Origin of the sequence: Halarcobacter sp. (assembly GCF_963676935.1) — a bacterium.
Classification (GTDB): domain Bacteria; phylum Campylobacterota; class Campylobacteria; order Campylobacterales; family Arcobacteraceae; genus Halarcobacter.
Genome location: NZ_OY781470.1, coordinates 980,267 through 1,006,398, shown reverse-complemented (window position 1 = coordinate 1,006,398; position 26,132 = coordinate 980,267). Strand labels below are relative to the sequence as shown.

25 protein-coding genes are annotated in these 26,132 nt (G+C 28.9%); 16 read left to right on the top strand and 9 right to left on the bottom strand.

Annotation, left to right across the window (positions count from 1 at the left end):
* Window positions 1-112: 112 nt before the first annotated feature.
* The 6 genes from ACKU4C_RS04965 to ACKU4C_RS04940 form a co-directional block, all read right to left on the bottom strand.
* Window positions 113-838: a cytochrome b/b6 domain-containing protein gene (locus tag ACKU4C_RS04965; protein ID WP_321314965.1), complete on the bottom strand. Its 726-nt coding sequence runs from the start codon at window positions 836-838 to the stop codon at window positions 113-115.
* 1 nt (window position 839) lies between these two features.
* Window positions 840-2,576, bottom strand: a complete 1,737-nt coding sequence (locus ACKU4C_RS04960) for a nickel-dependent hydrogenase large subunit (protein ID WP_321314963.1) — start codon at window positions 2,574-2,576, stop codon at window positions 840-842.
* Complete coding sequence (locus ACKU4C_RS04955; protein WP_321314960.1) at window positions 2,576-3,817, bottom strand: hydrogenase small subunit; 1,242 nt, start codon at window positions 3,815-3,817, stop codon at window positions 2,576-2,578. The genes ACKU4C_RS04960 and ACKU4C_RS04955 overlap by 1 nt, the downstream gene beginning before the upstream one ends.
* Window positions 3,818-4,086: 269 nt before the next feature.
* Window positions 4,087-5,442 (bottom strand): nickel-dependent hydrogenase large subunit, encoded by a 1,356-nt coding sequence (locus tag ACKU4C_RS04950; protein WP_321314958.1) that lies wholly within the window; start codon window positions 5,440-5,442, stop codon window positions 4,087-4,089.
* Window positions 5,443-5,464: 22 nt separating this feature from the next.
* Window positions 5,465-6,352 (bottom strand): Ni/Fe hydrogenase, encoded by an 888-nt coding sequence (locus ACKU4C_RS04945; protein ID WP_321314956.1) that lies wholly within the window; start codon window positions 6,350-6,352, stop codon window positions 5,465-5,467.
* Window positions 6,342-6,932, bottom strand: a complete 591-nt coding sequence (locus tag ACKU4C_RS04940) for a TetR/AcrR family transcriptional regulator (RefSeq protein ID WP_321314954.1) — start codon at window positions 6,930-6,932, stop codon at window positions 6,342-6,344. Before ACKU4C_RS04940 ends, ACKU4C_RS04945 begins: the two co-directional genes overlap by 11 nt.
* A gap of 188 nt (window positions 6,933-7,120) precedes the next feature.
* Here ACKU4C_RS04940 and ACKU4C_RS04935 point away from each other — a divergent pair, with 188 nt between their 5' ends.
* The 6 genes from ACKU4C_RS04935 to ACKU4C_RS04910 are packed head-to-tail and all read left to right on the top strand — an operon-like array spanning window position 7,121 to window position 12,728.
* The gene (locus tag ACKU4C_RS04935; protein ID WP_321314952.1) at window positions 7,121-7,897 is read left to right on the top strand and encodes a DeoR/GlpR family DNA-binding transcription regulator; all 777 of its coding nucleotides are present in this window, start codon (window positions 7,121-7,123) and stop codon (window positions 7,895-7,897) included.
* The gene (locus tag ACKU4C_RS04930; RefSeq protein WP_321314950.1) at window positions 7,897-8,970 is read left to right on the top strand and encodes an ABC transporter ATP-binding protein; all 1,074 of its coding nucleotides are present in this window, start codon (window positions 7,897-7,899) and stop codon (window positions 8,968-8,970) included. The genes ACKU4C_RS04935 and ACKU4C_RS04930 overlap by 1 nt, the downstream gene beginning before the upstream one ends.
* Window positions 8,971-8,997: 27 nt before the next feature.
* Window positions 8,998-10,266, top strand: coding sequence for an ABC transporter substrate-binding protein (locus ACKU4C_RS04925; protein ID WP_321314948.1), 1,269 nt, complete (start codon window positions 8,998-9,000; stop codon window positions 10,264-10,266).
* Between the two features lie 8 nt (window positions 10,267-10,274).
* Complete coding sequence (locus tag ACKU4C_RS04920; RefSeq protein ID WP_321314946.1) at window positions 10,275-11,138, top strand: sugar ABC transporter permease; 864 nt, start codon at window positions 10,275-10,277, stop codon at window positions 11,136-11,138.
* Window positions 11,139-11,145: 7 nt separating this feature from the next.
* Window positions 11,146-11,943, top strand: a complete 798-nt coding sequence (locus tag ACKU4C_RS04915; RefSeq protein ID WP_321314944.1) for a carbohydrate ABC transporter permease — start codon at window positions 11,146-11,148, stop codon at window positions 11,941-11,943.
* Complete coding sequence (locus tag ACKU4C_RS04910; protein ID WP_321314942.1) at window positions 11,943-12,728, top strand: HAD-IIA family hydrolase; 786 nt, start codon at window positions 11,943-11,945, stop codon at window positions 12,726-12,728. Before ACKU4C_RS04915 ends, ACKU4C_RS04910 begins: the two co-directional genes overlap by 1 nt.
* Before the next feature lie 16 nt (window positions 12,729-12,744).
* Here the strand turns inward: ACKU4C_RS04910 and ACKU4C_RS04905 are convergent, their stop codons facing one another.
* A complete protein-coding gene (locus ACKU4C_RS04905) occupies window positions 12,745-15,321 on the bottom strand; it encodes a bifunctional aconitate hydratase 2/2-methylisocitrate dehydratase (RefSeq protein ID WP_321314940.1) in 2,577 nt (858 codons plus the stop codon).
* A gap of 329 nt (window positions 15,322-15,650) precedes the next feature.
* On the opposite strand from ACKU4C_RS04905, the gene ACKU4C_RS04900 reads away from it, so the two are divergent.
* Window positions 15,651-16,091, top strand: a complete 441-nt coding sequence (locus tag ACKU4C_RS04900) for a YiiD C-terminal domain-containing protein (protein WP_321314938.1) — start codon at window positions 15,651-15,653, stop codon at window positions 16,089-16,091.
* On the opposite strand, the gene ACKU4C_RS04895 is transcribed toward ACKU4C_RS04900, so the two are convergent.
* Entirely contained in the window at window positions 16,081-16,977 is an 897-nt protein-coding gene (locus tag ACKU4C_RS04895; RefSeq protein WP_321314937.1) for an EamA family transporter, read from the bottom strand. The two genes, ACKU4C_RS04900 and ACKU4C_RS04895, sit on opposite strands and share 11 nt — an antisense overlap.
* 87 nt (window positions 16,978-17,064) lie before the next feature.
* Between ACKU4C_RS04895 and ACKU4C_RS04890 the strand changes: the two genes are divergently transcribed.
* Together ACKU4C_RS04890 and ACKU4C_RS04885 are read left to right on the top strand one after the other, a co-directional pair.
* Window positions 17,065-17,853 carry a DUF3108 domain-containing protein gene (locus ACKU4C_RS04890; RefSeq protein ID WP_321314936.1) on the top strand — a complete coding sequence of 263 codons (789 nt, stop codon included), beginning with the start codon at window positions 17,065-17,067 and terminating at the stop codon, window positions 17,851-17,853.
* Window positions 17,854-17,957: 104 nt separating this feature from the next.
* Entirely contained in the window at window positions 17,958-19,016 is a 1,059-nt protein-coding gene (locus tag ACKU4C_RS04885) for a CsgG/HfaB family protein (RefSeq protein ID WP_321314934.1), read from the top strand.
* 12 nt (window positions 19,017-19,028) lie between these two features.
* Here ACKU4C_RS04885 and ACKU4C_RS04880 read toward each other — a convergent pair whose 3' ends face one another.
* On the bottom strand, window positions 19,029-19,739 hold the full coding sequence (locus tag ACKU4C_RS04880) for a YebC/PmpR family DNA-binding transcriptional regulator (protein ID WP_321314932.1): 711 nt from the start codon (window positions 19,737-19,739) through the stop codon (window positions 19,029-19,031).
* A gap of 93 nt (window positions 19,740-19,832) precedes the next feature.
* Between ACKU4C_RS04880 and ACKU4C_RS04875 the strand changes: the two genes are divergently transcribed.
* The 7 genes from ACKU4C_RS04875 to ACKU4C_RS04845 all read left to right on the top strand — a co-directional run bounded on the left by ACKU4C_RS04875 (window position 19,833) and on the right by ACKU4C_RS04845 (window position 26,109).
* Window positions 19,833-20,684, top strand: a complete 852-nt coding sequence (locus ACKU4C_RS04875; RefSeq protein ID WP_321314929.1) for a M23 family metallopeptidase — start codon at window positions 19,833-19,835, stop codon at window positions 20,682-20,684.
* A gap of 67 nt (window positions 20,685-20,751) precedes the next feature.
* Window positions 20,752-21,606: a VacJ family lipoprotein gene (locus ACKU4C_RS04870; protein ID WP_321314928.1), complete on the top strand. Its 855-nt coding sequence runs from the start codon at window positions 20,752-20,754 to the stop codon at window positions 21,604-21,606.
* Window positions 21,607-21,609: 3 nt separating this feature from the next.
* Entirely contained in the window at window positions 21,610-22,194 is a 585-nt protein-coding gene (locus ACKU4C_RS04865; RefSeq protein WP_321314925.1) for an ABC transporter substrate-binding protein, read from the top strand.
* Entirely contained in the window at window positions 22,191-24,659 is a 2,469-nt protein-coding gene (locus ACKU4C_RS04860) for an MMPL family transporter (RefSeq protein ID WP_321314923.1), read from the top strand. The genes ACKU4C_RS04865 and ACKU4C_RS04860 overlap by 4 nt, the downstream gene beginning before the upstream one ends.
* Window positions 24,660-24,661: 2 nt before the next feature.
* Window positions 24,662-24,856, top strand: a complete 195-nt coding sequence (locus ACKU4C_RS04855; RefSeq protein WP_321314920.1) for a CPXCG motif-containing cysteine-rich protein — start codon at window positions 24,662-24,664, stop codon at window positions 24,854-24,856.
* Entirely contained in the window at window positions 24,856-25,428 is a 573-nt protein-coding gene (locus tag ACKU4C_RS04850) for a TIGR00730 family Rossman fold protein (protein WP_321314918.1), read from the top strand. The genes ACKU4C_RS04855 and ACKU4C_RS04850 overlap by 1 nt, the downstream gene beginning before the upstream one ends.
* A gap of 273 nt (window positions 25,429-25,701) precedes the next feature.
* Complete coding sequence (locus ACKU4C_RS04845) at window positions 25,702-26,109, top strand: ModE family transcriptional regulator (protein ID WP_321314916.1); 408 nt, start codon at window positions 25,702-25,704, stop codon at window positions 26,107-26,109.
* The last annotated feature ends 23 nt before the right edge of the window (window positions 26,110-26,132 follow it).

Sequence of the window (26,132 nt, the reverse complement as noted above, 5' to 3'; positions counted from 1 at the left end):
AAAGTTTTATTAAAATTAAAATTTATAATCTAATATTTTAACTTAAATAAACTTTTATAAAAAAATAGGCTGTGATAAAAAAACACAGCCTATTACAAATAGAAACACTAATCTATTTTCCTTGCGATTCTACTTTACCTTTTGAGTTAACGATATTTTTATTAACAAATTTAGTTCCACCAAATACAATATTGATATCACCCTCTCTCCAGAAAACGGTTCTCCAGATTTGATAATAAATATGTGACATAACCCACATAATTAATATATACATAGCTGTATGGTGAGCAATTCTAACTCCCATATTTCCACCAAATACCCAAAGTGTCCAATCAGTAGAAAAGTGTAAAATCCATGGCCACCATGCTCCAATAGAACTTTGACCTGAAGCTAAACCATGTACATACATTTGAAGACCAGTTAATAACATAAATACTAATAAAATATGAAATAGAGTAAAGAACATAATATTATAACTATCACTATGTTCTGTATCAAATTTTTTTCTTCTATTAAAAGTAATTAAGTTAAAAAATACTTCACAAAACTCAATAAAATTCTTTTTAGTTGGTAATATCTTCTTATAAGGTTTTTCAAATCTTGAAAAAAGATATAAGTAACCAATTAAAATTGCTGTTACATCAAATATAATGGCAACAATAAAATGTCCCCATCTATTCCACGCCATCACATATTTATCAACTGCAGGATCTGCAATAAAAGTTTGATAATATGGATGACCTATATATAGCCCGGTTATGACTGCAACAACCATACAAATTGCATTCATCCAGTGAATGGTTCGCATGATTGGAGTCATTCTCTCAACCCGCTTCATTTTAGGCACGGCATCCTCCTACTGGATCTACTTTATATACTGCCAATTCTTTACCTCTTGTATCAACAATGTGAACTGCACAAGCAATACAAGGGTCAAAACTATGCACTGTTCTAATAATCTCTAAAGGTTGGTCAGGGTCTACAACTTTAGTACCAACTAAAGAAGCTTCATATGCACCCATTCTACCTTTATAATCTTTTGGAGCAGCATTCCAAGTTGAAGGAACAACTGCTTGATAATTTGCAACTTTTCCATCTTTAATCTTAACCCAGTGACCTAAAGCACCCCTTGGAGCTTCTGCCATACCATAACCTTGAGCATCTTTTGCAACTTTGTCAAAATCAAATTCAGTCCAAGTTGATAAATCTCCCGATGCGGCATTAGCAGCTAATTCATCACACCACTCTAAAACAGCATCTGCCATCAATTCAGTTTCAATAGCACGTCCTGCTGTTCTTCCAACAGTTGAGAATAATACTTTTGTTGGTAAATTTCCATTTTTAAGGAAAGTTGTAACATGCTTAGTGATTCTCTCATCACCCCTTGCAACACCAACAATCATTCTAGCTAATGGTCCCACTTCCATTCTTTGGTCATCATATAGTGGAGATTTAATCCAAGAGTATTTTTTATCTGTATCTAAATATGCAATTCCATCTTTTTTCTCTTTAAATCCAGTATAATTAGGATTTGTTTTCCCACTAAATGGGTGAAGATTTTCATTTCCTTCATACCAAGCGTGAGTTACATCTTCAGTGATTTTTGATTGATCTAAATCAAACACTTTTGATAAATCTTTATTCATTACAATACCACTTGGGAAAAGTTTTTTTGCTTCATAAAATGGTGTATCATCAAGATTAAAGTCACCATATGACATAAAGTTTCCTAATCCTCCACCAACACCAGCTAGTGCCTCATCAGCATACATAGTACCAGCCATATATACATCTGGAAGATATGCTTGTTTTATAAATTTTTGAGCTAATTGAATAATATCTTTAAACTCTGCAATTCTTGCAGGGTTTTTAATATCTTGTACACAAGTTACTCCCCCAACAACAATTGATTGTGGATGTGGATTTTTACCACCAAAAATAGCTTGAGCTTTTGCAATTTTTCTTTGTAAATCTAAAGCATCTAAATAGTGAGAAAGACCAATAAGGTTTTGTTCAGGAGTTAACTTATATGCTTTACTTCCCCAATAAGCATTCCCAAATATACCAAGTCTTCCTTGTTTTACATATTTAGTAACTCTTTCTTGAACTTCAGCAAATACATCTTCACTAGCATTCCAAGGTCTAGCCCCTGAAACTTTTGCCCATTTTTGAGCCTCTAAAACAGTTGCTTTTGGATCAGCTTTTAAAGCTTCTGTAATATCTACCCAGTCTAATGCATGTAGATGATAGAAATGAACAATATGGTCATGAAGATATAATGCACCTTGCATTAAGTTTCTAACAAGTCTTGCATTTTTTGGAATAGTAACACCAAATGCATGCTCAACCGCTTCAATTGATCTTTGATAGTGTGTACCTGTACAAACTCCACAGATTCTCATAGCTAAAAGACCACAGTCTCTAGGGTCTCTACCTTTTAAAATCTCTTCAATTCCTCTAAACATTGTAGATGAACTAAACGCATCAGTAATTACATTATTATCATCAATTACTGCTTCTATTCTTAAATGTCCCTCAATCCTTGTTATTGGATCTATTACTACGTGTTTACTCATTACTCTTCTCCATCTTCACTATGAACTGTTCTTTTTCCAATTGCAGCACTTGCTACCGCATGTACACCGATACCAATTGTTGTTGCCGTTAATAATCCTAAACCAAACTCATCAACTGTTTTTTCTACCCCACCAGTTGGTGCTTTGATATTAGCATCTGCCATTGGTCTTTCATAAGCATATTTATCCCAGAAATCAGGCTCAGAACAACCAATACAACCTCGACCTACACCAATTGGCCAGTTTGCACCTTCGTTATATCTAATAATAGAACAATTATTAAATGTCATAGGACCTTTACAACCCATTTTATATAAACAGAAGTTGTTTTTAGCACCTTCATCTCCCCACTCTTCAACAAATTCTCCAGCATCAAAGTGAGCTCTTCTCTCACAGTTGTCATGAATTCTATATCCAAATGCGAATTTAGGTCTTAATAATGAGTCTAACTCAGGAACTTGACCAGTTAATACATAATGTAAAACAACACCAACCATATTTGCAGGGTTTGCCGGACAGGCAGGGATATTAATTACTGGTTTACCTTTAACTAAATCCATAACACCAACTGCACCTGTTGGATTTGGAGCAGCAGCAGGAATCCCACCAAAAGTAGCACATGTTCCAACAGCTACAACAGCAGCAGCATCGTTAGATAATCTTTCTAAGTGTTCTTGGAAAGTTTCACCACTTGCACCAATTGTTCCATATTGACCATTCATAGCTGTAGGAATTGCACCCTCAACAAATAATAAATACTTCCCTTTAAAGTGATGAATTGCATCTTCTAATTGTGCATCAGCTTGATGTCCAGAAGCAGCCATAATAGTTTCATGGAACTCTAAACTTAATACATCAAATATTAAATCATCTACAGTTGGTGCAGAAGATCTTAATAAAGCTTCTGAGTTACCTGCACAATCTTGTAATTCAATCCAAATTACAGGAACCCTATTCATTAACTCTGTAGCTTCAGCAACTAATGGAGTAAACATAGGAGGTAACATTAATGTAGCAGTTGTTGCACTTGCCCATTTCATGAAATCTCTTCTATTCACACCTTCACTCTCTACGATATCCATCATATCAATATCTTTAAGTGCTGGTTGCTTTTTTAATGCCTCTAATCTAGTTTTTGCTTTTTCAAAAAGCTTACTATAATATGCATCACCTTTATTTGTATCGACTCTAGCAGAATTCTGGGTAAAAACTTTTTTTACCATGTCGTGAGAATCAACCATTAACCTCTCCTTTGTCTTATTTAAATGAATGTTCATTTAGCATCATTGTAAAATTATCCTTTAGATACTTAAGCTAAACTTATTATTTTTAACTAATATTTAGGGTGAAAAAATAAAAAAATATTTTTTGTTTTTATATAAATAAGATTAAATGCTATGTTTTCGTTGATTAATAAAATATGAGTATTTTTATCTTATATTAATATAATTTTTTTTATATTATTTTTTAAGTTTTAATTTATTTTATAGTTGTTACAAAAAGATACACTTTAATGTGTAGTACAAACTGAACATACATCAAAGCTTCTTAATATAATTTGTGCTTTTTGTATAGAGTTATTCCCAATTATTGCTTTTTGGGCTATTGAAAGTTCATTTAAAGTTCCCGGTCCTAAATTCCAAACAGTTGGTGTAATTATATTATAATTATCAATTTTCCCATCTTTAATGTTTATTTCATGTAATAAAGAACCTCTCGTTGCTTCAACTGTAGAAATACCTTTTCCCTCAGATATTTCATTTAAAGAAAAATTAGGCTTTATAAATGAGTTTTCATTTACATCAATTTTTTTTATCATGTTTTTTGTTTCATAAAGTAAATAAGCTAATTCATCCATTCTTCCTAATACTCTTGTTAAGACAGAATCTGAATATTTTTCATGAATTTTTGATATAAATTTTCTTTTTGAAATTATAGCTCTTGATAAGGGACCTGTTTCATAATAGTTTTCACCATATTTAACACTTTTAGACCAACCATAAGCTTGTGAAGATTGCTTTGTTTTATCTATATTAAAAGTGTATTCATTATTTTCTCTAATTCTTTCTAAATCAATTTTGTTTATTAATCGTTTATTACTTTTACCAGCTTTAAATAATTCGCTATTTGTTAAAACAATATGTCTATTATGACTCTTCCCTTCATTTTCTAAATTATTTTCGAAACATAAATCGATAAAATCTTTTAAATCACAGTCAATTTTCTCAATATCTCTTACTTTTGAAAAATTTAAATAGTTTTCTAAATCTACTCCAGCAAAATCCTTTTCAAAAAAACTTATTGCATTATCTAAATAATTACCCATTGTTGATAAATCTAAAAGTGTTGGATCACTTACTACTCCTCCAGGAATCATATATGAAGTATGAGGCCACTGACCTCCAATAATAGCTAAAGCTTTTATAGTTTCACTTGCAACAGATGAAGCTCTTAGCCATTTTTCCCCTTTTAAAGGTTCATATGAAGAGAAATCTTTATTTGATAATTTAATCATATCAGGCATTATAAACATATAGAACCACTTTATATGTGAATCTATTATCTCTATATTTAACCCCACTTCTCTTAAGATTTCTGCTTTTTTTGTAAGTTCAACTTTATGATCTGCAGTTTCATAAATTGACTCTAAAGCTTCAACTGTTGCCTTTAGATGTGCCTGCCCACAAATTCCACATATTCTTGGAGTATAAACTAAAGTATCTAATGGCGCTTTATTTTCTAATATATATTCAAATCCCCTAAAGTTTAAGAATTCAATTCTTGCATCTTCTATTAAATTATCTTTCCAAGTGCAAACTAATTTTGCTTCACCTTCAATTCTTTCTATAATATCAACTGTTTTCATATTTGCCTCTTGAATATATAATTTAAATAAGTTTTTTGTGAAGTCTATCTATTTTAAATGTTTTAGCAACACCAGCTGCTGAGAGATATGCTCTTTTAGTAACACCTAATGGCACTTCATCAGGAATTCCTATATTTTTTTTAGTTTCAAGCATATTTTCTCTTGGAAAATCAAATTCTGTACAACCAATACACGGCATACCTGCTCTTGTTTTACTATTTACATCATTCCATAATATTTTATTACAATTTGAGTGGGTCATTGGACCTCTACATCCTTGGTCATAAAAAAGGCACCCCTCTTTTTGACCAAAATGCCCTTCTATTTTCCATTCGAAATACTCATTTCTAGTACACCCATGATGAGCTAAACTATAATATAACTCTTTTGGACGCCCCTCTTCATCAAGGATGATTTTCCCAAAATCTTTAAGTGAAAAAAGAGTTTGAAAAATCCATTCTGGATTAACAGGACAACCTGTAAGATTTACAATAGGATGCTTCAAAATATATAAGTTTTCAGGATCAAGAGAATCTTTAATCCCTCTAATATCACTATTTTGTTCAAACTTTGCATGTATACCACCATATGAAGCACATGAACCAACAGCAATTAAATATTTTGTTTGTTTAACTAATTTATTAAATAATTCATGGGGAGAATATCCAGAAGTTGAGAAAAAATGAGTATCAGAAGTAATTGCTCCTTCAACTAATAAAAAATCAATCTCTATTCTTTTTTTAATAATTTCCGTAATAGTTATATCTGTAGTTAATGAAGGGTGATAAATCAAATCAAAACTATTTAAAAATAGTTTCATTCTATTATCATTAGCACTTAAAAAAGAGTGGGTATTACCATTACAAGTTATGGCTTGAAGCCATAAAACTTTTGGTTTTTTAGTCTTCATATTTAAGTGCTCTGTAGATGTTTTCTGCTACTTCATCAGAGTACGTTAAAATATCCTTATCTAAAACTTTTTCTCCCGAAAGAAAAGCAAATCCTCCCAAAGCTCCCATAATCATAGCAAAAGCTGGAAAAAATTCTTGTTGTCTAAACTCTTTTTTAGCTGCACCTTCATCTAGTAATATCATAACCTCAGTTACAAATTCACTTACGCATAAAAACCCTTCACAACCTTCCGCAAATACTTCTCTATTTGAAAGATATACTCTTAAAAAATACTCTATTACTTCAGGTGATTTTTTTACACTTTCTAAATATTTTTTAGTAAAGATAAATATCTTCTCTTTTGAAGTTATATCCATTTGATTAATTGCTTTTAATTCTTTAGCCATTACATTAGTAGAGTATTTTATAGCATATTTTGCCAACTCTTCTTTAGATTTGAAGTAGTTGTACATATTACCAACACTCATCTTCATTGACTTAGCAATATCAGGAATTGTTGTATTGTAAAAACCATTTTTAGAAAATAGTTTTAAAGAGTTTTCAATGATAGTATTCTTTTTCTCTTCTTTAGATGACAAAATCTATCCTTATCTTAATTTTATTCTTAATTATATTATTAAAATAATTAATTGTGAATGAAAATTCATAATTAAAGCTAATAATTCTTCTTTTTGTAACATGTAACTGATCTGTAATATTTTATATTTATAATTCCTTAATTTTTTTTCGAACGAAAGATTTTTTTACTTAACAACGAAAGGTATTAATGAAACCAAAAGAGAGACAAGCTTACATTTTAGAAAAGGTTAGACAAGAAAAATTTGCTTCAGTTGAAGACTTAAGTAATATTTTTGAAGTAACTGTACAATCGATTAGAAAAGATATCAATGATTTATGTAAAAAAGGTTTACTTAGAAGAATCTATGGAGGAGTAGAGATACCTGCAAAAACTGATAATATATCTTATACAAGTAGAAAAATTATCCATTATGATGAGAAAAGAGTGATTGCAAAAATGATTGCAAAACAGATACCTAACAATAGCTCACTATTTTTCTCTATAGGTACAACTCCTGAAATAATTGCAAAAGAGTTAATCAATCATGAAAATCTAAAAATCTTTACTAATAATATAAATGTTGCTCTTGTATGTTGTGAAAATCCAAGCTTCGAAATCGTATTACATGGTGGATTAATAAGAAATAAACATAGAGATATTCTTGGAAATGATATAGAAAAATTTTTTAGTTCTTATAGTGTTGATTTCGGGATATTTGGTGTTGGAGCAATTGAAGAGGATGGTTCCTTACTTGATTTTACACATGAAGAGGTTCAAGCAAGAGTTACAATAAATAAATTTAGTAAAAAAGTTTTTTTAGCTGCTGATTCTTCTAAGTTTAAAAGAAAAGCTTATATTAGAGGGGGCAATATCTCTATGGTTGACAATTTCTTTTGTGATACAAAACCTTCAAAAGATATCTGTAAAATTTTAGAAGAAAATGAAGTTAAATTAACCTATGCAAATACAAAAGGAATCAGCTAATGCCATATATAGAACTAAAAAATATATCTAAAAAATACGGCAATAAAACAGTAATTGAAAATCTAAATTTTAAAATAAAAAAAGGAAGTTTTACAGTTTTATTAGGACCTTCAGGTTGTGGTAAATCAACAACTCTTAGAATGATTGCAGGTTTAGAAGATATAAGTTCTGGACAAATTTTAATTAATGGAAAAGATGTATCTAAATTAAACTCTTCAAAAAGAGGAATCTCTATGGTATTTCAATCTTATGCCTTATTTCCTCATCTAAGTGTTGAAGATAATATTTTATTTGGATTAAAGGTGCGAAAAGTTGCAAAAGAGGAAAGGGAAAAAAGACTTAAAAAAGTTGTAAAACTTGTAGGTCTTGATGGTTTATTAGAAAATAAACCATCACAATTATCTGGAGGACAAAAACAAAGAGTTGCTTTAGCAAGAGCATTTGTAGCAAAAAATAAAATTTGTCTTATGGATGAACCCTTATCAAATCTTGATGCAAAACTTAGACATGAAATGAGAATTGAGATAAAAAAATTACAACAACAATTAGGTATGACTGTTTTATATGTAACCCATGACCAAACTGAAGCTATGAGTATGGCTGACCATATTATTTTATTAAATAAAGGAGAAATAGAGCAAGAAGGGAAACCAGAAGAGTTATATAAAAATGTTGCCAGTACATTTGTGGGTAAATTTATTGGTACACCTCCAATGAATATTATAAATATAAAAAAGGAGAAAGAGAGAATATTGATAGAAAATCAAGAATTAAAATCAACTTATTCAAGCCGTATTACTGAAGATATAAATTTTCTTGGAATTCGTCCAGAGGATATATATTTTGAAGAAACCAATATTGGATTTTGTGGTCGGATAGTTTATAAAGACTATCATGGTTCAGATACAGTTTTAGGTATCCAAACTTTAAATGATAACTTAACAAATCCAATATTAATGAGAATACAAAAAGCTGACAACTATAAAAATGGTGATAGGGTTTGGATAAATTGGAGTGAAGCTAAAGTTAACTTCTTTAATTCACATGGTGAGAGAAGAGATATCTTATCTTAAATTACATATTAGTAGGAGTAAATAAGTATGTTAAATATTCTTAAAAAAGCAGCATTAGTAAGTGTTTTAGCTGCAAGTTTTTTATCAAGTGCAAACGCACAAAAAACTGAACTTACAATGTATTATCCAGTTTCAGTTGGTGGCCCACTTACAAAAATAGTTGACTCAATGGTTGAAGAGTTTGAGAAAAAAAATCCAGATATTGATGTAAATGCAATCTATGCAGGTAATTATAATGATGCTAGAATTAAATCATTAGCTGCATTAAAAGCTGGAAAACCTGCACAATTAGCTGTAATGTTTTCAATTGATACTTATGATTTAATAGAGCAAAATGCAATTGTATCTTTTTCAGATATTTTAAAATCTGAAGAAGATAAAAAATGGTTAAACTCTTTTTATCCAGCATTAATGGAAAATGGAACAACATTAGGTAAAGTTTGGGCTATACCCTTTCAAAGATCAACTATTGTAATGTACTATAATAAAGATGCTTTCAAAAAAGCAGGATTAAATCCAGAAAAACCACCTAAAAATTGGGATGAAATGGTATCAATGGGTAAAAAACTTACAAATGATGAGCAATGGGGTGTTATGATTCCATCAACTGGTTATCCATACTGGATGTTTGGTGCATTAGCAAAACAAAATGGTGAAGTTCTTATGAATGGAGATGGTACTAAAACATATTTTGATAATCCTAAAGTTGTAGATGCTTTACAATACTGGAAAGATTTATCACATAAATATAATGTAATGCCTCAGGGGACAATTGAGTGGGGAACACTTAGAAAAAATTTCCTAAGTGGTAAAACTGCTATGATGTGGCACTCAACTGGTAATTTAACTGCTGTTAAAAAGAATGCAACTTTTGATTTTGGTGTAGCTATGCTTCCTGCAAATGAGATGAGAGGAACACCTACAGGTGGAGGTAACTTTTATATCTTTAAAAAAACAACTCCTAAACAAAGAGAAGCTTCAATAAAATTAATCAAGTTTATGACAAGTCCTGAAAACTCTGCAAAATGGTCAATTGGTACAGGGTATATTGGTATTTCACAAGCTTCATACGATACTCCAGCACTTAAAAAATATGTAGAAGAGTTTCCACCTGCAAAAGTTGCAAGAGATCAATTAAAGTATGCTACAGCTGAGTTATCTACTTATCAAACAGGAAGAGTAAGAAAAATCCTTGACGATACAATTCAAGCTGTTTTAACTGATAAAAAAAGTGCAAAAAAAGCTTTAACTGAAGCTCAAGAACAAGCAACAAAATTATTAAGAAATTATCAATAAGGGTTTATATGAGACACATTTATGGTTGGTTACTGTTACTTCCAGGATTTATACTTATAGTTGCATTTACACATTATCCAACTGTAACTACTTTTATTAACTCATTTTTTTCTAATCAAACAGTTATCAAGCCCAAAAAATTTATTGGGCTTGATAATTATGAATATATGTTAAATGATCCAGTATTTTTACAAACTTTTAAAAATACTTTGATCTTTGCTCTTACAACAGTTCCTTTGTCAATAACTATATCACTAGCAATGGCTGTATTTGTACAAGATAAAATAAGAGGACGTTCACTTGTAAGATTGGCATATTTTACCCCAACAATTTTACCTATGGTTGCAGTTGCAAATATTTGGTTGTTTTTTTATGCACCAGAAATTGGCTTAATAAATCAGATATTTCAATATTTTGGTATTGAGCAACAAAATTTTTTAGGAGATTCTAATTTAGTATTAGGAGCAACTATAGTTATGACTGTATGGAAAGAAGCAGGTTTTTTCATGATTTTTTATCTTGCAGCTCTTCAATCAATTCCAAAAGAATTACTTGAAGCAGCTAAAATAGAGGGTGCATCTTCATGGACAGCTTTTTGGAAAATCACATTTCCATTATTGATGCCAACAACTTTTTTTGTAATGATTAATGCACTTATAAACTCATTTAAAATGGTTGACCATCTTTTTATACTTACAAAAGGTGGACCTGATAATGCATCTAATCTTCTATTGTATTATATTTATGATGTTGCATTTTCATTTTTTGATTATGCCTATGCTGCAACATTAACAATAGTATTATTATCACTTTTAATTATAGTTTCACTAATACAGTTTGGATTAGTAGAAAGAAAAATACACTACAAATAGGAAAACTATGAAAATTTTACAAAAAACTGCAACATATACCCTTGCAATAATTTGGATACTACCTTTAATATATACTTTTTGGGCAGCATTTCATGAAGAAAAATATTCATCAAATTTTACACTTTTTGCACCTTTAAGTACTCAAGCTTTTTTTGATGCTTGGATTCAAGCACCGTTTTTACAATATCTTATTAACACTTTTTTATTAGTTACATTGATACTTATAGGACAAATGATACTTTGTACCCTTGCAGCGTATGCTTTTGCAAAGTTTGATTTTTATGGTAAAAATATTGCATTTTTTTTAGTATTAATGCAATTAATGATTATGCCAGAAAATTTGATTATAGAAAATTATAAAACAGTTGCAGATTTTAATCTAGTTGATACAACTTGGGGAATGGCTATCCCTTATATTGCTTCAGCATTTGGCATATTTTTATTAAGACAAACTTTTAAAACAATCCCAAATGAATTAGATGAAGCGGCCAAAGTTGAAGGTTGTTCTCAACTTGGAATATTATTTAAAGTTTATATTCCTTTAGCTAAACCAACTTATCTAGCTTATGCTTTAGTATCTGTTTCATACCACTGGAATAACTTTTTATGGCCTTTAGTTATAGCAAATTCAAATGATGTTAAACCACTCACAGTTGGTCTTGCAATATTTACAGCACCTGAATCAGGTGTGCAATGGTCAACTATCTCAGCTGCAACACTAATCTCTGTTGCACCACTGTTATTAGCTTTTTTAATTTTTCAAAAACAGTTTGTAAACTCATTTTTACATACAGGAATTAAATAATGTATAAAATACTAAAAGATATTGATTTTATAATTTTTGATTTAGATGGAGTATTTTATAGAGAAGATGAAAATATATTAGGTACAAAAGAGATTATTGATTATTTAGATTTAAAAAATATTCAATATTGTTTTTTTACTAATAATTCAAACTATAAAACAAAAAGATACAAAGAGAAACTTTTAAAAGGTAGTGTAGATGTAGATGAAAATAAAATCTTCACAACAACAAAACTAATAGAGCATTATCTATTTGAAAATAGTGCAAAAGATATTTATGTTTTAGGAAGTACTCAACTTCAAGAAACTTTATATAGTAAATATAAAAAAAACTCTATTTCACCAGAATTTATTGTAATTGGAATGGATAATAATATAACTTTAAAAGATATATCAAATACAATAAATCTAATAAAAAACAATACCCAAATCATAGCAGCTAATCCAGATAAATTAATACCTTTAAAAGATAGATTTGAATTGGAGTGTGGAGTTATAAATAGTATAATCTCTGAATTTACAAATAAAGAGATAAAAATTATAGGTAAACCAAACTCTTATGGATATGAAACAATTCTAAATAAATTTAAAAAAGAAAAAGAAAAAACAATGATGATTGGTGATACTTATGATACTGATATTTTAGGAGCAATTAATTCCAATATAAATCCAGCTTGGATAAAAACAGGTAATGATTTACCAAAATTTGTTGTAAAAAAAGATTTTATGATTTTTGATTCATTAATAGATTTAAAAGAAAAGTTAGAAAAAGCAAAGAGGGATTAACCTCTTTGTTTTCTTATTAAGAGTGAACTAAGTTAGTTAGTTGCTCTGGAGAAACTTGGTGGAAGTTTAAGTATTTATAAACACCATCTTTGTTTTGCTCTGTAATTTTTGCAGGTACAATTTTCATATACTCTTCAACACTTGGAAGTCTTCCAAGAAGTGCAGATACTGCTGCCATTTCTGCAGAACCTAAGTATACTTTAGAGTTTTTACCAAGTCTGTTATCAAAGTTTCTAGTAGAAGTTGAGAATACAACTGACCCCTCACTTACTTGTGCTTGGTTACCCATACATAATGAACAACCTGGAATCTCTATTCTAGCTCCAGCTGCTGCAAATGTAGCATAATATCCCTCTTCAGTTAATTGAGCTTCATCCATTTTTGTTGGAGGTGCAACCCATAATTTAGAAGGAACTTCACCCTCACCTTTAAGAACTTCACCAAGTGCTCTAAATAATCCGATATTTGTCATACAAGAACCAACGAATACTTCGTCAATTTTCTCAGTTGGTCTATTTGGATCAGCTAAAATGTTAGAAAGTGTATCAACATCATCTGGATCGTTAGGACAAGCTAAGATTGGCTCAGTGATTGTATTTAAATCGATTTCGATTACTGCTTTATATTCTGCATCTTCATCTGGAGTAATTAATTCTGGATTTGCTAACCACTCTTTCATTTTATCAGCTCTTCTTTGAAGAGTTCTTGCATCTTCGTAACCCTCTTCAATCATTTTTTCAATTAAAGCGATGTTTGAAGATAAGTATTCAATAATTGGTTCTTTATCTAATTGAACAGAACAAGCTGCTGCTGATCTTTCTGCTGCTGCATCTGATAATTCGAATGCTTGCTCAACTTTAAGATCTGGTAAACCAGCAATTTCAATAATTGTACCAGCAAAAACATTCTTTTTGTTTTTCTTTGGAACAGTTAATAAACCATCTTGAATAGCTTGATATGGAATAGCATTTACTAAATCTCTTAGTGTAATACCTGGTTGCATTTCACCTTTGAATTTAACAAGTACTGATTCTGGCATAGTTAAAGGCATCATACCTGTAACACCTGCGAATGCAATAAGACCTGATCCAGCTGGGAATGAGATACCAATTGGGAATCTTGTATGTGAATCTCCACCAGTACCAACAGTATCTGGTAAACAAAGTCTATTTAACCATGAGTGAATAACACCATCACCTGGCTTAAGTGTAACACCACCTCTTGAGTTGATGAAATCTGGTAAAGTGTGTCTTAATTTGATATCTGCTGGTTTTGGATAAGCAGCAGTGTGACAGAATGATTGCATAACCATATCAGCACCAAAAGATAATGCTGCAAGCTCTTTAATCTCATCTCTAGTCATTGGTCCAGTAGTATCTTGTGATCCAACAGTTGTTGCGATTGGTTCAACGTACATACCTGGTTTAACGCCTTCAACACCACAAGCTCTTCCTACCATTTTTTGTGCTTGAGTATATCCCTTACCGTTATCAGCTGGTTGCTCAGGTGCAATAAACATATCAGTAGCTTCTAATCCTAAAGCTTCTCTTGCTTTTGCAGTAAGACCTTTACCAATAATTAATGGAATTCTTCCCCCTGCTCTCATCTCATCAGTCATAGTATTTGGAGCTAATTTAAATTCAGAAACAACTTTTCCATCTTTTTCGATTACACCAGCATATGGTTTTACAACAATTTCATCACCAGTTTCTAATTCATCAACTGGAGCTTCAATTGGTAAACATCCTGAATCTTCTGCAGTGTTAAAGAAAATTGGAGCAATAATAGAACCAATTACAACACCACCTGTTCTTTTATTTGGAACACCTGGAATATCTCTACCCATGTGCCATTGAACAGAGTTAATACCTGATTTTCTAGAAGAACCAGTACCAACAACATCACCAACATATGCTAATGGGTTACCTTTTTCTTTTAAAGATGCCATAGTTTCAAGTGGTTTTTCCATTCTTGATTGTAACATTGCAGTTGCATGTAATGGGATATCTGGTCTAGTGAATGCTACTGTTGCAGGAGATAAATCATCTGTGTTTGTTTCACCAGGGATTTTGTAAACAGTTAATTTAATTTCTTCTTCTAATGCTGGTTTATTAGTAAACCATTCTGCATTTGCCCAAGATTCAATAATCTCTTTAGCTTTTGCATTTCCAGCATCCATTAAATCTTTTACATCATTAAAAGCATCATATACTAAAATAGTATTTTTTAATTGTGTAGCAGCTAAATCAGCTACTTCATCAACTTTTAATGCTTCAATAAGTGGAGTAACATTAAATCCACCCATCATTGTTCCTAAAATTTCAACAGCATCAGCTTTTGAAATTACAGAACATGTTACATTTCCTTGAACAATATCATTTAAAAATGCAGCTTTAACATAAGCAGCATCATCAACACCTGGATTAATTCTATTTTTAAATAATTCTAAACAGTATTCAGCTTCTTGAACTGGATTTGCTTTTAATAACTCAACTAACTCAGCAGTTTGCTCAGCTGTTAAAGCTAATGGAGGTAATCCACCTTCATTTAATCTTTCTTCTGTATGTGCTTTATAAGTAGCTAATAAACTCATATACATCTCCTATAAAATTTGTACTTCAAGTATAACATAATGTTTATCACATGCTATGTACAATTTTTGTTTTATTGTTACAATTTTTTATAATTAATATAAAAGTTACTAAAAGTAATAAAAAAAATAGTATGTGCAAACTGCCAAATTATAATGTAGTTCTATAATTTAAGCAGAATGAAATATATCAGGTTTTTTTTTGATTAGTTAATCATTTGATGTACAATAATTGTACATCAAAGTTTAAAATGTACATAGTTTGATTTTATTATTTTATTTTTATATATATTATGTAAAACTTCCAAATATAAATAATAGAAAGTAGTTTTATGTTAGAAGATTTACAAAAAAAATTATATTCAGAAATACCCTTAACAAAGTATATGCAACTAAAATTTACCTTGGTAAATGAAGAAAGTTTAATTTCAACAGCACCTTTAACACCAAATATAAATGATAAAGGTACAGCATTTGCAGGAAGTTTAAGTACACTAGTTACAATTTCAGCGTGGAGTGTTTGTTATTTAATAGTAAAAAAATTAGCTTATAAAAATGCTATGATTGCAGTGATTAAAAGTGATACGTCTTATAGAGCACCTGTAACTGATACACTTAATTGCGAAACTATATTTCCAAAAGAAGAAGAGATTGAATTATTAAAAGATAAATTAAAAAAGAAAAAAAGTGCCTCTATTAAAATTAATTCTAATATATTTCAAGATGACACTTTATGTGTAGAATTTAAAGGAGTATATGTAATTAAGGTTTAATAAAAAGTTTTTTGATAACCTTAATATACTCTTTTGAACTGATTATTGAACCTAAGATAATAAGTACACATGCAATAACAACAGAAGTAGTTAAATCTGAAATTCCTACAAATACTAAAATTAGTGTTGATAAAAGTGGTGCTAAATAAGCTAAAGAACCTAGTATTTTTATATCACCATTTTTAACTGCAAAATCCCAAAGATAAAAAGCTCCTCCAACAGGTCCTAAGCCTAGCATAACTGCAGCAAATAACTGGGTAAAAGTTGGAATTACTGTAACTTCTAAAAACAGATGAGCTATTAAAGATAATACTGCTGTTAAAAAACAAAAACCTGTTACAGCAAAAGTTGGAATATGTTTTAATGTTTTTGAAATAACTGAATATGAAGACCATAACAGTGCAGCAACTAAAGCAGAAAGATATCCTTTTGAATACTCCTCTTTAAAATCTAACTCACCACCTTTTAAAACAAGTAAAGAAGCTCCAATTAAAGCTAATAAAGTACCTACTATATGATACCACTTTAATTTTTCGTTTGGAAGAAATGCCGAAAAAACAACAATTAACAAAGGCCATAAATAGTTCAATAAATTTGCTTCAACAGCTGGAGCATTTTTCACTGCAACAAAATAAAAAAAGTGATAACCAAACAAGCCATATATACCTATTAAATAAACTTTTAAAGGAATTGTTAATAAATCTTTTAATGATTTATTTTGCTTTTTTAACATAATAAAACCTATAAATGATGCAATAAAAAATGAGATAGTTAACAATTGAAAAGGTGGTATATTTCCTGATAATACTGTAAATAAAGCTAAAGATGACCATAATAGAACAGTTAGCAATCCTAAAATATTGCCTTTTGTATTTATATTTTCCAAATTAATCCTTAAAAAAAATGGATTTTACAGCGATTTTTCTTAAAATCTAATCTTTGTTTTAATTATTTATTGTGTTATAATTTTTAAATGAAAAAATTTATTATAATTTTATATATTCTCACTTTAAATTTAATCGCATCAAATATGCAAATTAACGGTATTTATGATATTGAATATGGTTCATTTTTACCTTTAGGTACAGCAGATGCAAAACTTATAATAGATGAAAAAAACAATTATGAACTTTCTATTAGTGCACAAACTACTGGCTTAGTAAAAGTACTGTCAAATAATAGAAGTGAAGAGTATAAAAGTTTAGGTAAAATAATCAATGGTCAATTTATTCCTGAAAAATTTATTAAAATTAAAAAAGATAATGTTAAAGAAAGAATTAGAGAATATACTATTGATAAAAATGATAAAAAAATATATGTAAATGACTATACTGAAATAAAATCAAAATTTTATGATTCAAAATTAAATGTTAAATATAAAACTCTTAAAGCTCAAAATAATTATATTTTAGACTACTTTGCAAAAGATGATATTTTATCCCTATTTTTTAATCTAAAAGAAAAATTTTCTAAATTTAAGCAAAATATAGATTACAAACTCAAAGCTTTAGGGGCAAACAAAACTAAAGGAATTATTAATATTTTCATTCCTAAAGATAAAAAAGAGATTAATAAATATCTAAATACCAAAAGTAATATGAAATTTATTGCTTATATAAATCAAAAAGTATTCCAAAGTGAAAGAGGAGAGCTTCTTATTTCTATTAATAAAAAAGGGTTTTGTGATTATGCTGTTTTAAAAGATGTTTTACTTTTAGGAGATATAAAAGGAGAATTAGTAAGTCTTAAAGTTACTAATTAAAATATTTTCTTAAAAAAACTACAATTTTCAAGAGAACTAAAAATAATTTATTGTAACATTAGTGACACTAATTGAAATTAAATTAACATAAGGAAATGAAGGGTATGAAGAGACTTAGTAAATTAACTGCAAGTTTATCACTTGCAATATTAACTACTGGCGCATTCACAGGTTGTGTATCTGGTATGACACAATCAGGTGCTGCAGATGCGAAAACAGCAGGTACAGGTTCAGCAGGAGGAGCTAATTCACAAGGTGCTAATAAAGGTCTTGAAAGATGTGTTGCTCCAATTGGAACTGTATCATTTCATGAAGATAGAAACGATACATGGTATCAATACTTAACAAGAGACTTAAGATTACCATCAACAATTCCTGTTCTTAGACTATTAACTCAACAATCAAATTGTTTTGTTATTGTTGAAAGAGGAAAAGGTATGAATGATTTAATGAGAGAAAGACAACTAATGCAAAGTGGAGAATTACGAGGAAACTCTAAATTTCACAAAGGACAAATGGTTGCAGCTGATTATACAATCATTCCATCAATCACTTTTAGCGAGCAAGGAACAGGTGGTTTAGGAGCAATTGCCGGTGGACTATTTGGAAGTGTAGCTGGTGCTGTTGCTGGAGGATTTAAAACTTCTGATGCAAGTACAATGTTGACTCTTATTGATAATAGATCTTCTGTTCAATTAGCAGCAGCAGAAGGAAGTGCTAGAACTACTGACTGGAATGTTCTAGGTGGTTTATTTGGTGGAAGAGGTGGTGGAGGACTTGGTGCCTACACAAAAACTCCAGAAGGTAAAACAATTGTATCTGCTTTTATGGATAGTATGAATGGATTAATTAGATCAGTTAAAGCATATAAAGCACAAGAAGTTTCAGGTGGTTTAGGTGCTGGTGGTCATCTTGGAGTACAAGGTGGAAATACTCAATATGGACTTGAAGGTGTACTTACAAAAAGAGTTTATAATTCAAGTAGACAAGAATTTGATTATGAAATCATCAATAAAGAGAGAACTCAAAAATGGACTTTTAGTTCAAGAAAAAAGATTCTTTATAAAAACGATTTAATCAGATTTAACCTTATAAATGGAACTCCAGAAGTTTCTTCATTTATTAAATTAGAATCTAAATATAAACAAAAATATTGGAACTAAGACCTGAAGGTCTTATCCAATATTTGTATAAACTGCTTGAACATCATCATCATCTTCAAGCTTTTCTAAAAGTTTACCAATCTCTTCTTGTTGTTCTTCTGTAAACTCTTGAGGATTGTTTGGAATTCTTTTTAATTCTGCTTTTGTTAACTCAATTCCCATATCTTCAAATGCTTTATTTAAAGTACCAAAATCAGTATAATCAGCAGTAACTAAAACAACACCATCCTCCTCTTCAATCTCTTCTAATCCAGAATCAATTAATTCTAATTCTAATTCTTCTAAATCCATATCTTCAGTTTTATTAAACTCAAAGATTGCTTTTCTATCAAAGAAAAACTCTAAAGAACCAGTTGGTACAACTTGTCCACCGTTTTTATTAAAATGCATTTTAACATTTGCAACTGTTCTTGTATTATTATCTGTTGCAGTCTCAACAAATACTAAAACACCATGTGGACCTTTACCTTCAAAGTTTACATCTGAATAATTTGCTGCATCTTTTCCAGTAGCTCTTTTAATGGCTGCATCAATATTTGATTTAGGCATATTTTCAGCTTTTGCATTTAATATTGCAGTTCTTAACGCAGAATTCATTTCAGGATCACCACCACCTGCTTTTGCCGCTATTTCAATTGCTTTAGCTAATTTTGGGAAAACTCTTGACATATTTCCCCATCTTTTCATTTTTGCTGCTTTTCTATATTCAAAGGCTCTACCCATCTTATCTTACTCCAATTAAATTCTCATTTTTGTCGGGATTATACCAAGATTGTAATTAAGATACAAAAAGAGTTTTTTTGTTAATATGTCAAGATGAAAAAAATACTACTGATATTAATAAGTTTTTTTATTGTTTTAAATGGAATTGAAATAAAACCTAAAAATGTTAAAAATGCGAATACTGCATTATTAATTTTAGAAGAGAAAAATATTAAAAACCCTAAATTAACTTTTGATTCACAAAATATTGATTTTTATTCTTATCCAAATAAAAAAGATAAATATTATGCACTTATACCTATCTCTTATTATAAAGAGAAAAAAGATTTTAGAATTATAATTTCATATATAAAAAATGAAAAAAAAGTTTTCAAAGGTATAACTATAAATGTAATTGATGGAAAATATAAAAGTGAAACTATAAATGTATCTAAAGGTAAAGTAACTTTATCCATAAAGAACAAAGCAAGAGTACAAAAAGAGTATGAAGAAGCTATGTCAATCTATAAAACAGTTAGTCCAAAATTATATTTAAAAGAAAAATTTATATATCCGATAAATAGTAAAATTACAAGTGAATTTGGTACAAAAAGAGTATATAATGGAACTTTAAAGTCTTACCATTCTGGTACAGATTTTAAAGCTAAAATAGGTACTAAAATAAAAGCTGTAAATGATGGTATAGTTGTATTATCCAAAAATAGATTTTATGCAGGAAATTCTATAGTTATAGACCATGGCCAAGGTATTTATTCATGCTACTATCACTTAAGTAAATTAAATTTAAAAATTGGCCAAAAAGTAAAAAAGGGTGAGGTTGTTGGGCTAAGTGGAGATACAGGAAGAGTAACTGGTCCCCATCTACATTTTGCATTTAGAGTACATGGAATACAAGTAGATCCACTACAATTAATCACTTTAATAAATAAAAATAATATTTATTAAGTAATTTTTATAAAAGAATTAGATAATATATTTATTCGCACACACAAAACACACAAGGTAAAGTTTTATGAAAAGTTTAATTGTTTCCACTCTTATGCTTTCATTTGTTATAGGATTTAATGGTTGTACTGTAACAAACCATTATAGATTGAACTCAAATTTAGAGTTTGAATATATCCCAAAAAACGAAAGAAAAACATATGAGCTTTTTGCAGATGAACAATTTGCAAAAGAGATTAAGGAAGAGTCTTCCTTTGGTTCATTTGATGATGAGTTTAAAGTTGAAAAAGAAGAGATTGACCCTTTAGAAGGCTTTAATAGAGTAATGACAACATTTAATGACTTTTTATATATCAATGTTCTTAATCCCGTTGCAAAAGGATATAAAGAGGTTGTTCCGCAAGAAGGAAGAGTTGCTATATCTAACTTTTTTCACAACATAACTTATCCAGTAAGATTTGTAAACAATATTTTACAATTTAAATTTGCTAATGCAGGAGAAGAGAGTGGAAGATTTTTAATCAACTCTACAATTGGTATATTAGGTTTTATGGATCCTGCTTCAAATGAGTTTAATTTAAATGAACATAATGAAGATTTTGGACAAACATTAGGATATTATGGTTTTGATGGCGGATTTCATATAGTTTTACCTGTTTATGGACCATCAAATTTAAGAGATGTTGTAGGGATGACTGTAGATTCAGCTATTACACCTTTAACACATACAGAATATGATGAAATACAATATAAAATTCCAGATAGACTTGAAAAGACTCTAGGATTAAAATCATTTGAAGTATTAAACAGCACTTCATTAAATTTAGGTAAATATGAAAACCTAAAAAAAGATGCAGTAGACTTATACCCTTTCCTTAAAGACGTATATACACAAAATAGAAATAAAATGATTAAGGAATAAAAAATGTTTGGAAAAATAATTCTATCATGCTTTTTAATTATTAGCTTCTCATTTGGGATGTCAAAAGATGAAATCAAATCTGAAATGAGTAATAAAATAGATAAAGTTTTAATTATCTTAAAAGATTCTAAACTTAACAAGGATAAAAAAACAGAAGAGATAATAACAATTATGAATTCTCTTTTTGATTATACATTAATGTCAAGATTATCTTTAGGTAGAACTTGGAGTGAAATAAATGATAAACAAAAAAATGATTTTGTAAAACTTTTCACTCAAAAACTAAAAAACTCATATGTTGATAAACTAAATTTATATACCGATGAACTTGTGGAAATACTAGGTACTGAACAGCCAAAAACAAACAGAATAGTTCTAAAAACACAACTAGTTGGAAAAGAAGATAAATATAATATTGATTATAAATTCTATGAAAAAAATAGTGATAACTGGTTAATTTACGATGTAAATCTATTGGGAGTTAGTATTATCCAAACATATAGACAACAATTTGCAGGATTCTTAAAAGACAAAACTTTTGAAGACTTAATGGCAAACTTAACAACTATTCAAAACAACACTAAATGATTAAATCACTTTTTGATAAATCTATTATCAAACACCCAATAAAAATTCTATTTTTACTTTTATTGGGTGTATCTTTCTTAGGATATTATGCTACAAAACTTGAAATAGACGCTTCTTCAGAAACTCTACTTTTAGATGATGATAAAGATTTAAAGTTTTACAGAGAAGTAAATGAAAGATATCATTCTCCTGATTTTTTATTGGTAAGTTTTAAACCAAATAAAGATTTACTTTCAGAGGAGAGTTTAAAAACAATAAAACAATTAAGTGATGAATTTATCAAACTTGAAAAAGTTGCCTCAATAACATCAATTTTAAATGTTCCTTTATTGCAATCTCCTGTACAAGAACTAACTAAACTATTAGATGGAGTTAGAACATTAGAGAATAGCAAAGTTGATAAGAAACTTGTAAAAAAAGAGTTTTTAGAATCTGAACTTTATAAAAAAAGCTTAGTGAGTGAAGATTTTAAAACTACTTCTATTTTAATTAATCTAAAAGAGGATAAAAAGTATTTTGAGATATTAAATAAACGAAATAATCTATTAAAAAAGAAAAGAGAAAATACTGCTTCAAAAGAAGAATTATTAAAATTAAAAGAGGTAGAAAAAGAGTTTAAAGAATATAGAGATTATATTAGAGAGGGTGACCACAAAAATATCACAAATGTAAGAAACATTATAGAGAAATATCAAGATAGAGGAGATCTTTTTCTTGGTGGAGTAACAATGATTGCTGATGATATTATCAGCTTTGTAAAAAGTGATTTAGTTATTTATGGTTCAACATTGATTTTACTTTTAATTCTTATATTATGGATAATTTTCAGACAAATGATTTGGATTTTACTTCCTGTTGTAATATGTATATTATCAGTAATTTCTACATCTGGAATGTTAGGATTATTTGGTTGGGAAGTTACTGTTATCTCCTCAAACTTTATCTCTTTGCAACTAATTATAACAATCTCTATAGTTTTACACTTAATTGTAAGATATAGAGAATTAACACAAATATATAAAAATGCAAGTCAATATAAACTTATAATAAACACTCTATTATCAAAATTAAATCCATCATTTTTTGCTATTATTACAACTATTGCAGGATTTGGATCATTGGTTTTATCTGGAATTGAACCAGTTAAAAACTTAGGATGGATGATGAGTACAGGTATTGCAATCTCACTTCTAATCTCTTTTATTGTTTTTCCATCTATTTTAATACTTATGAATAGAATCGATATTGCAAAAAATTCTAACTTTAAACTAAAAATTATAGAAAAAAGTACAAAACTTGTTGAAACAAAAGGTTCATATATAATCTTTTTATCTATTTTTATAGTGATATTTTCACTTACAGGTGCATCTAAAATCATTGTGGAAAATAGCTTTATAAACTACTTTAAAAAATCAACTGAAATCTATAAAGGGATGGAAGTTATTGATAACCAATTGGGTGGAACAACACCACTTGATGTTATTTTAACTTTTAATACTAAAAAAGAGGAAAGCTCAACTAATAAAAATGATGACTTTGCTGATTTTGAAGATGAGTTTGCACAAACAGAAAATGATGAAAAATATTGGTTTACAATAGATAAAATGAAAACAATAACAAGGGTTCATAATTATTTAGATTCATTATCAGAAGTTGGTAAAGTCTCATCACTTGCTACACTTTTAAAAACGGGAAAAATTCTAAACAATGGAAAAGATTTAGATGGTTTTACCCTTGCTTTACTTTATGAAAAACTTCCTAAAGAGTATAAAGACTTAATTCTTTCTCCTTATATAAGTATAGAAGATAACCAAGCTAGAATCAATACTAGAATTATAGATTCAAATCCAAATTTAAGAAGAAATGAATTAATTGAAAAAATAAATAAGAAACTGCCAAGTATTATAAATGATTCCACTGTAGAGTTTCGATTATCAAATTTAATGATACTTTATAACAATATGTTGCAGTCTCTTTTTGATTCTCAAATTAAAACTTTGGGTTTTGTGGTTGGGATTTTATTTATTATGTTTTTAATACTATTTAGGTCAGCTTTAATTGCATTAATTGCCATATTAGCAAATCTAGTACCTATCTCGATTATATTTGGAATAATGGGATGGTTAAATATTCCACTTGATATCATGACCATAACTATTGCTGCAATATCTATTGGTATTGGAGTAGATGATACTATCCACTATATCCATAGATTTCATGAAGAGTTTAGAAAAGACCATAACTATATAAATGCTATGAAAAGATCACATGAAAGTATAGGTTATGCTATGACGTATACCTCTCTTGTAGTGATTGTTGGGTTTTCAATTTTAGTATTATCAAATCTAATTCCAACAATATATTTTGGTCTATTAACTGTTATAGTAATGGCTACAATGTTAGCATCTGCTTTACTTTTACTTCCAAGATTAATTATCCTTTTAAAACCATACTCTAAAAGATAATAATGTACGAAAAAGAACTTACTTGCCCATATTGTTTAGAAGCTATTACAATCTTACTTGATATGGGCTCGGATTATAATTCAGAGATAATTGAGGATTGTGAAGTTTGTTGTAGACCTATTGAGATAAAATATAGTTTTGATGAAGATGAACTAATATATTTTAATTACAAAAAAATAGAAGGAAATGAATTTTAATGAATGTTGCTATATATTGTGGTACAGCTTTTGGTAAAAATCCAATTTATAAAGAAAAAACTATTGAATTAATTAATTATTTAAAAGAAAAAAACTCTAAAATAGTTTATGGTGGTAGTAAAGTTGGACTTATGGGTGTAGTATCAAATCATGCTATGTCTTTAGGTATGGAAGTTTATGGAGTTATTACTTATGGCTTGTCAGGTAAAGAATTAGAAAATAAACATATTACAAAACTATATAAAGTTGAAACTATAAGAGAAAGAAAAGCCAAGATGGAAGAGCTTGCAGATAGTTTTATTGCAATGCCTGGAGGCTTTGGAACACTTGAAGAGATTACAGAAATTTTTACTACTATTCAAATTGGTAATTCAGAAAAACCTTGTGCTCTTTATAATGTAAATGGATATTATGATAAATTTATCGAATATTTAAGTTTTTGTGAAAAAGAGGGATTTTTATTAAAAGAGCATCTTGATGCAATTATAGTTAGTGATGATATTGAATATATCTATAACAGTTTTGAAAACTATATTCCACCTAAAAATAAATGGGATATATTAAAAGTTTAGAATTCATTATAAAAGTTAACTTTTCATTAACTATCCATTACTTTAGTATTAATTGTGAACTATTATAATCTTTATATAAAATAAGTAGAGCGAACTACTTATAGTTTTTGCGAACTATTCTCCTTAAGAAAGACAAAACATTACGTTTTGTCTTTTTTTTTTACATTTTTTTATTTTGTTTATAAAATATTCTTAATTGTCACACAATTTTAACTTTAAAATCGTATAATTAATATTATTAGGTAAAAATATTTAAAAAGGTTATAATTTCTTATGAAAAAGCTTGATAACACTCAATTAGATTTATTAATGACAAATTTAGATGAGGATGGAAAGCTTTCATGTCTTAAAGCATTTAAAGTTGCAAGGTTAATTGGGGTAAAACCCAAAGAGATGGATGCTATTACAAAATCATTAAATATAAAAATAACTAACTGTGAACTTGGCGTATTTGGAAAATTAAAATTTTCAGATATGGATGACAAAATATATAATAAATTATCAGAGAACTTTAATCAAGATTCAAAGGTTGAATGCCAAGTAGCTTGGTATACTGCAAGAGATAAAGGTTCTAGCTTAAAAAAAGTAGGCTCAACTATAAACAATTCAGATATAAAAGTAACACACTGCCAATTAGGTTGCTTTTATGATGAAGAGTTTGAAAAATATGATGACGCATAATTTTTAAAACTTCTTTTAGTTAA

Bases quoted from the DNA above. Each gene is read 5' to 3' on its own strand.
- ACKU4C_RS04965 (WP_321314965.1), bottom strand. From the start codon at position 838: ATGAAGCGGGTTGAGAGAATGACTCCAATCATGCGAACCATTCACTGG.
- ACKU4C_RS04960 (WP_321314963.1), bottom strand. From the start codon at position 2,576: ATGAGTAAACACGTAGTAATAGATCCAATAACAAGGATTGAGGGACAT.
- ACKU4C_RS04955 (WP_321314960.1), bottom strand. From the start codon at position 3,817: ATGGTTGATTCTCACGACATGGTAAAAAAAGTTTTTACCCAGAATTCT.
- ACKU4C_RS04950 (WP_321314958.1), bottom strand. From the start codon at position 5,442: ATGAAAACAGTTGATATTATAGAAAGAATTGAAGGTGAAGCAAAATTA.
- ACKU4C_RS04945 (WP_321314956.1), bottom strand. From the start codon at position 6,352: ATGAAGACTAAAAAACCAAAAGTTTTATGGCTTCAAGCCATAACTTGT.
- ACKU4C_RS04935 (WP_321314952.1), top strand. From the start codon at position 7,121: ATGAAACCAAAAGAGAGACAAGCTTACATTTTAGAAAAGGTTAGACAA.
- ACKU4C_RS04930 (WP_321314950.1), top strand. From the start codon at position 7,897: ATGCCATATATAGAACTAAAAAATATATCTAAAAAATACGGCAATAAA.
- ACKU4C_RS04925 (WP_321314948.1), top strand. From the start codon at position 8,998: ATGTTAAATATTCTTAAAAAAGCAGCATTAGTAAGTGTTTTAGCTGCA.
- ACKU4C_RS04920 (WP_321314946.1), top strand. From the start codon at position 10,275: ATGAGACACATTTATGGTTGGTTACTGTTACTTCCAGGATTTATACTT.
- ACKU4C_RS04915 (WP_321314944.1), top strand. From the start codon at position 11,146: ATGAAAATTTTACAAAAAACTGCAACATATACCCTTGCAATAATTTGG.
- ACKU4C_RS04910 (WP_321314942.1), top strand. From the start codon at position 11,943: ATGTATAAAATACTAAAAGATATTGATTTTATAATTTTTGATTTAGAT.
- ACKU4C_RS04905 (WP_321314940.1), bottom strand. From the start codon at position 15,321: ATGAGTTTATTAGCTACTTATAAAGCACATACAGAAGAAAGATTAAAT.
- ACKU4C_RS04900 (WP_321314938.1), top strand. From the start codon at position 15,651: ATGTTAGAAGATTTACAAAAAAAATTATATTCAGAAATACCCTTAACA.
- ACKU4C_RS04890 (WP_321314936.1), top strand. From the start codon at position 17,065: ATGAAAAAATTTATTATAATTTTATATATTCTCACTTTAAATTTAATC.
- ACKU4C_RS04885 (WP_321314934.1), top strand. From the start codon at position 17,958: ATGAAGAGACTTAGTAAATTAACTGCAAGTTTATCACTTGCAATATTA.
- ACKU4C_RS04880 (WP_321314932.1), bottom strand. From the start codon at position 19,739: ATGGGTAGAGCCTTTGAATATAGAAAAGCAGCAAAAATGAAAAGATGG.
- ACKU4C_RS04875 (WP_321314929.1), top strand. From the start codon at position 19,833: ATGAAAAAAATACTACTGATATTAATAAGTTTTTTTATTGTTTTAAAT.
- ACKU4C_RS04870 (WP_321314928.1), top strand. From the start codon at position 20,752: ATGAAAAGTTTAATTGTTTCCACTCTTATGCTTTCATTTGTTATAGGA.
- ACKU4C_RS04865 (WP_321314925.1), top strand. From the start codon at position 21,610: ATGTTTGGAAAAATAATTCTATCATGCTTTTTAATTATTAGCTTCTCA.
- ACKU4C_RS04860 (WP_321314923.1), top strand. From the start codon at position 22,191: ATGATTAAATCACTTTTTGATAAATCTATTATCAAACACCCAATAAAA.
- ACKU4C_RS04855 (WP_321314920.1), top strand. From the start codon at position 24,662: ATGTACGAAAAAGAACTTACTTGCCCATATTGTTTAGAAGCTATTACA.
- ACKU4C_RS04850 (WP_321314918.1), top strand. From the start codon at position 24,856: ATGAATGTTGCTATATATTGTGGTACAGCTTTTGGTAAAAATCCAATT.
- ACKU4C_RS04845 (WP_321314916.1), top strand. From the start codon at position 25,702: ATGAAAAAGCTTGATAACACTCAATTAGATTTATTAATGACAAATTTA.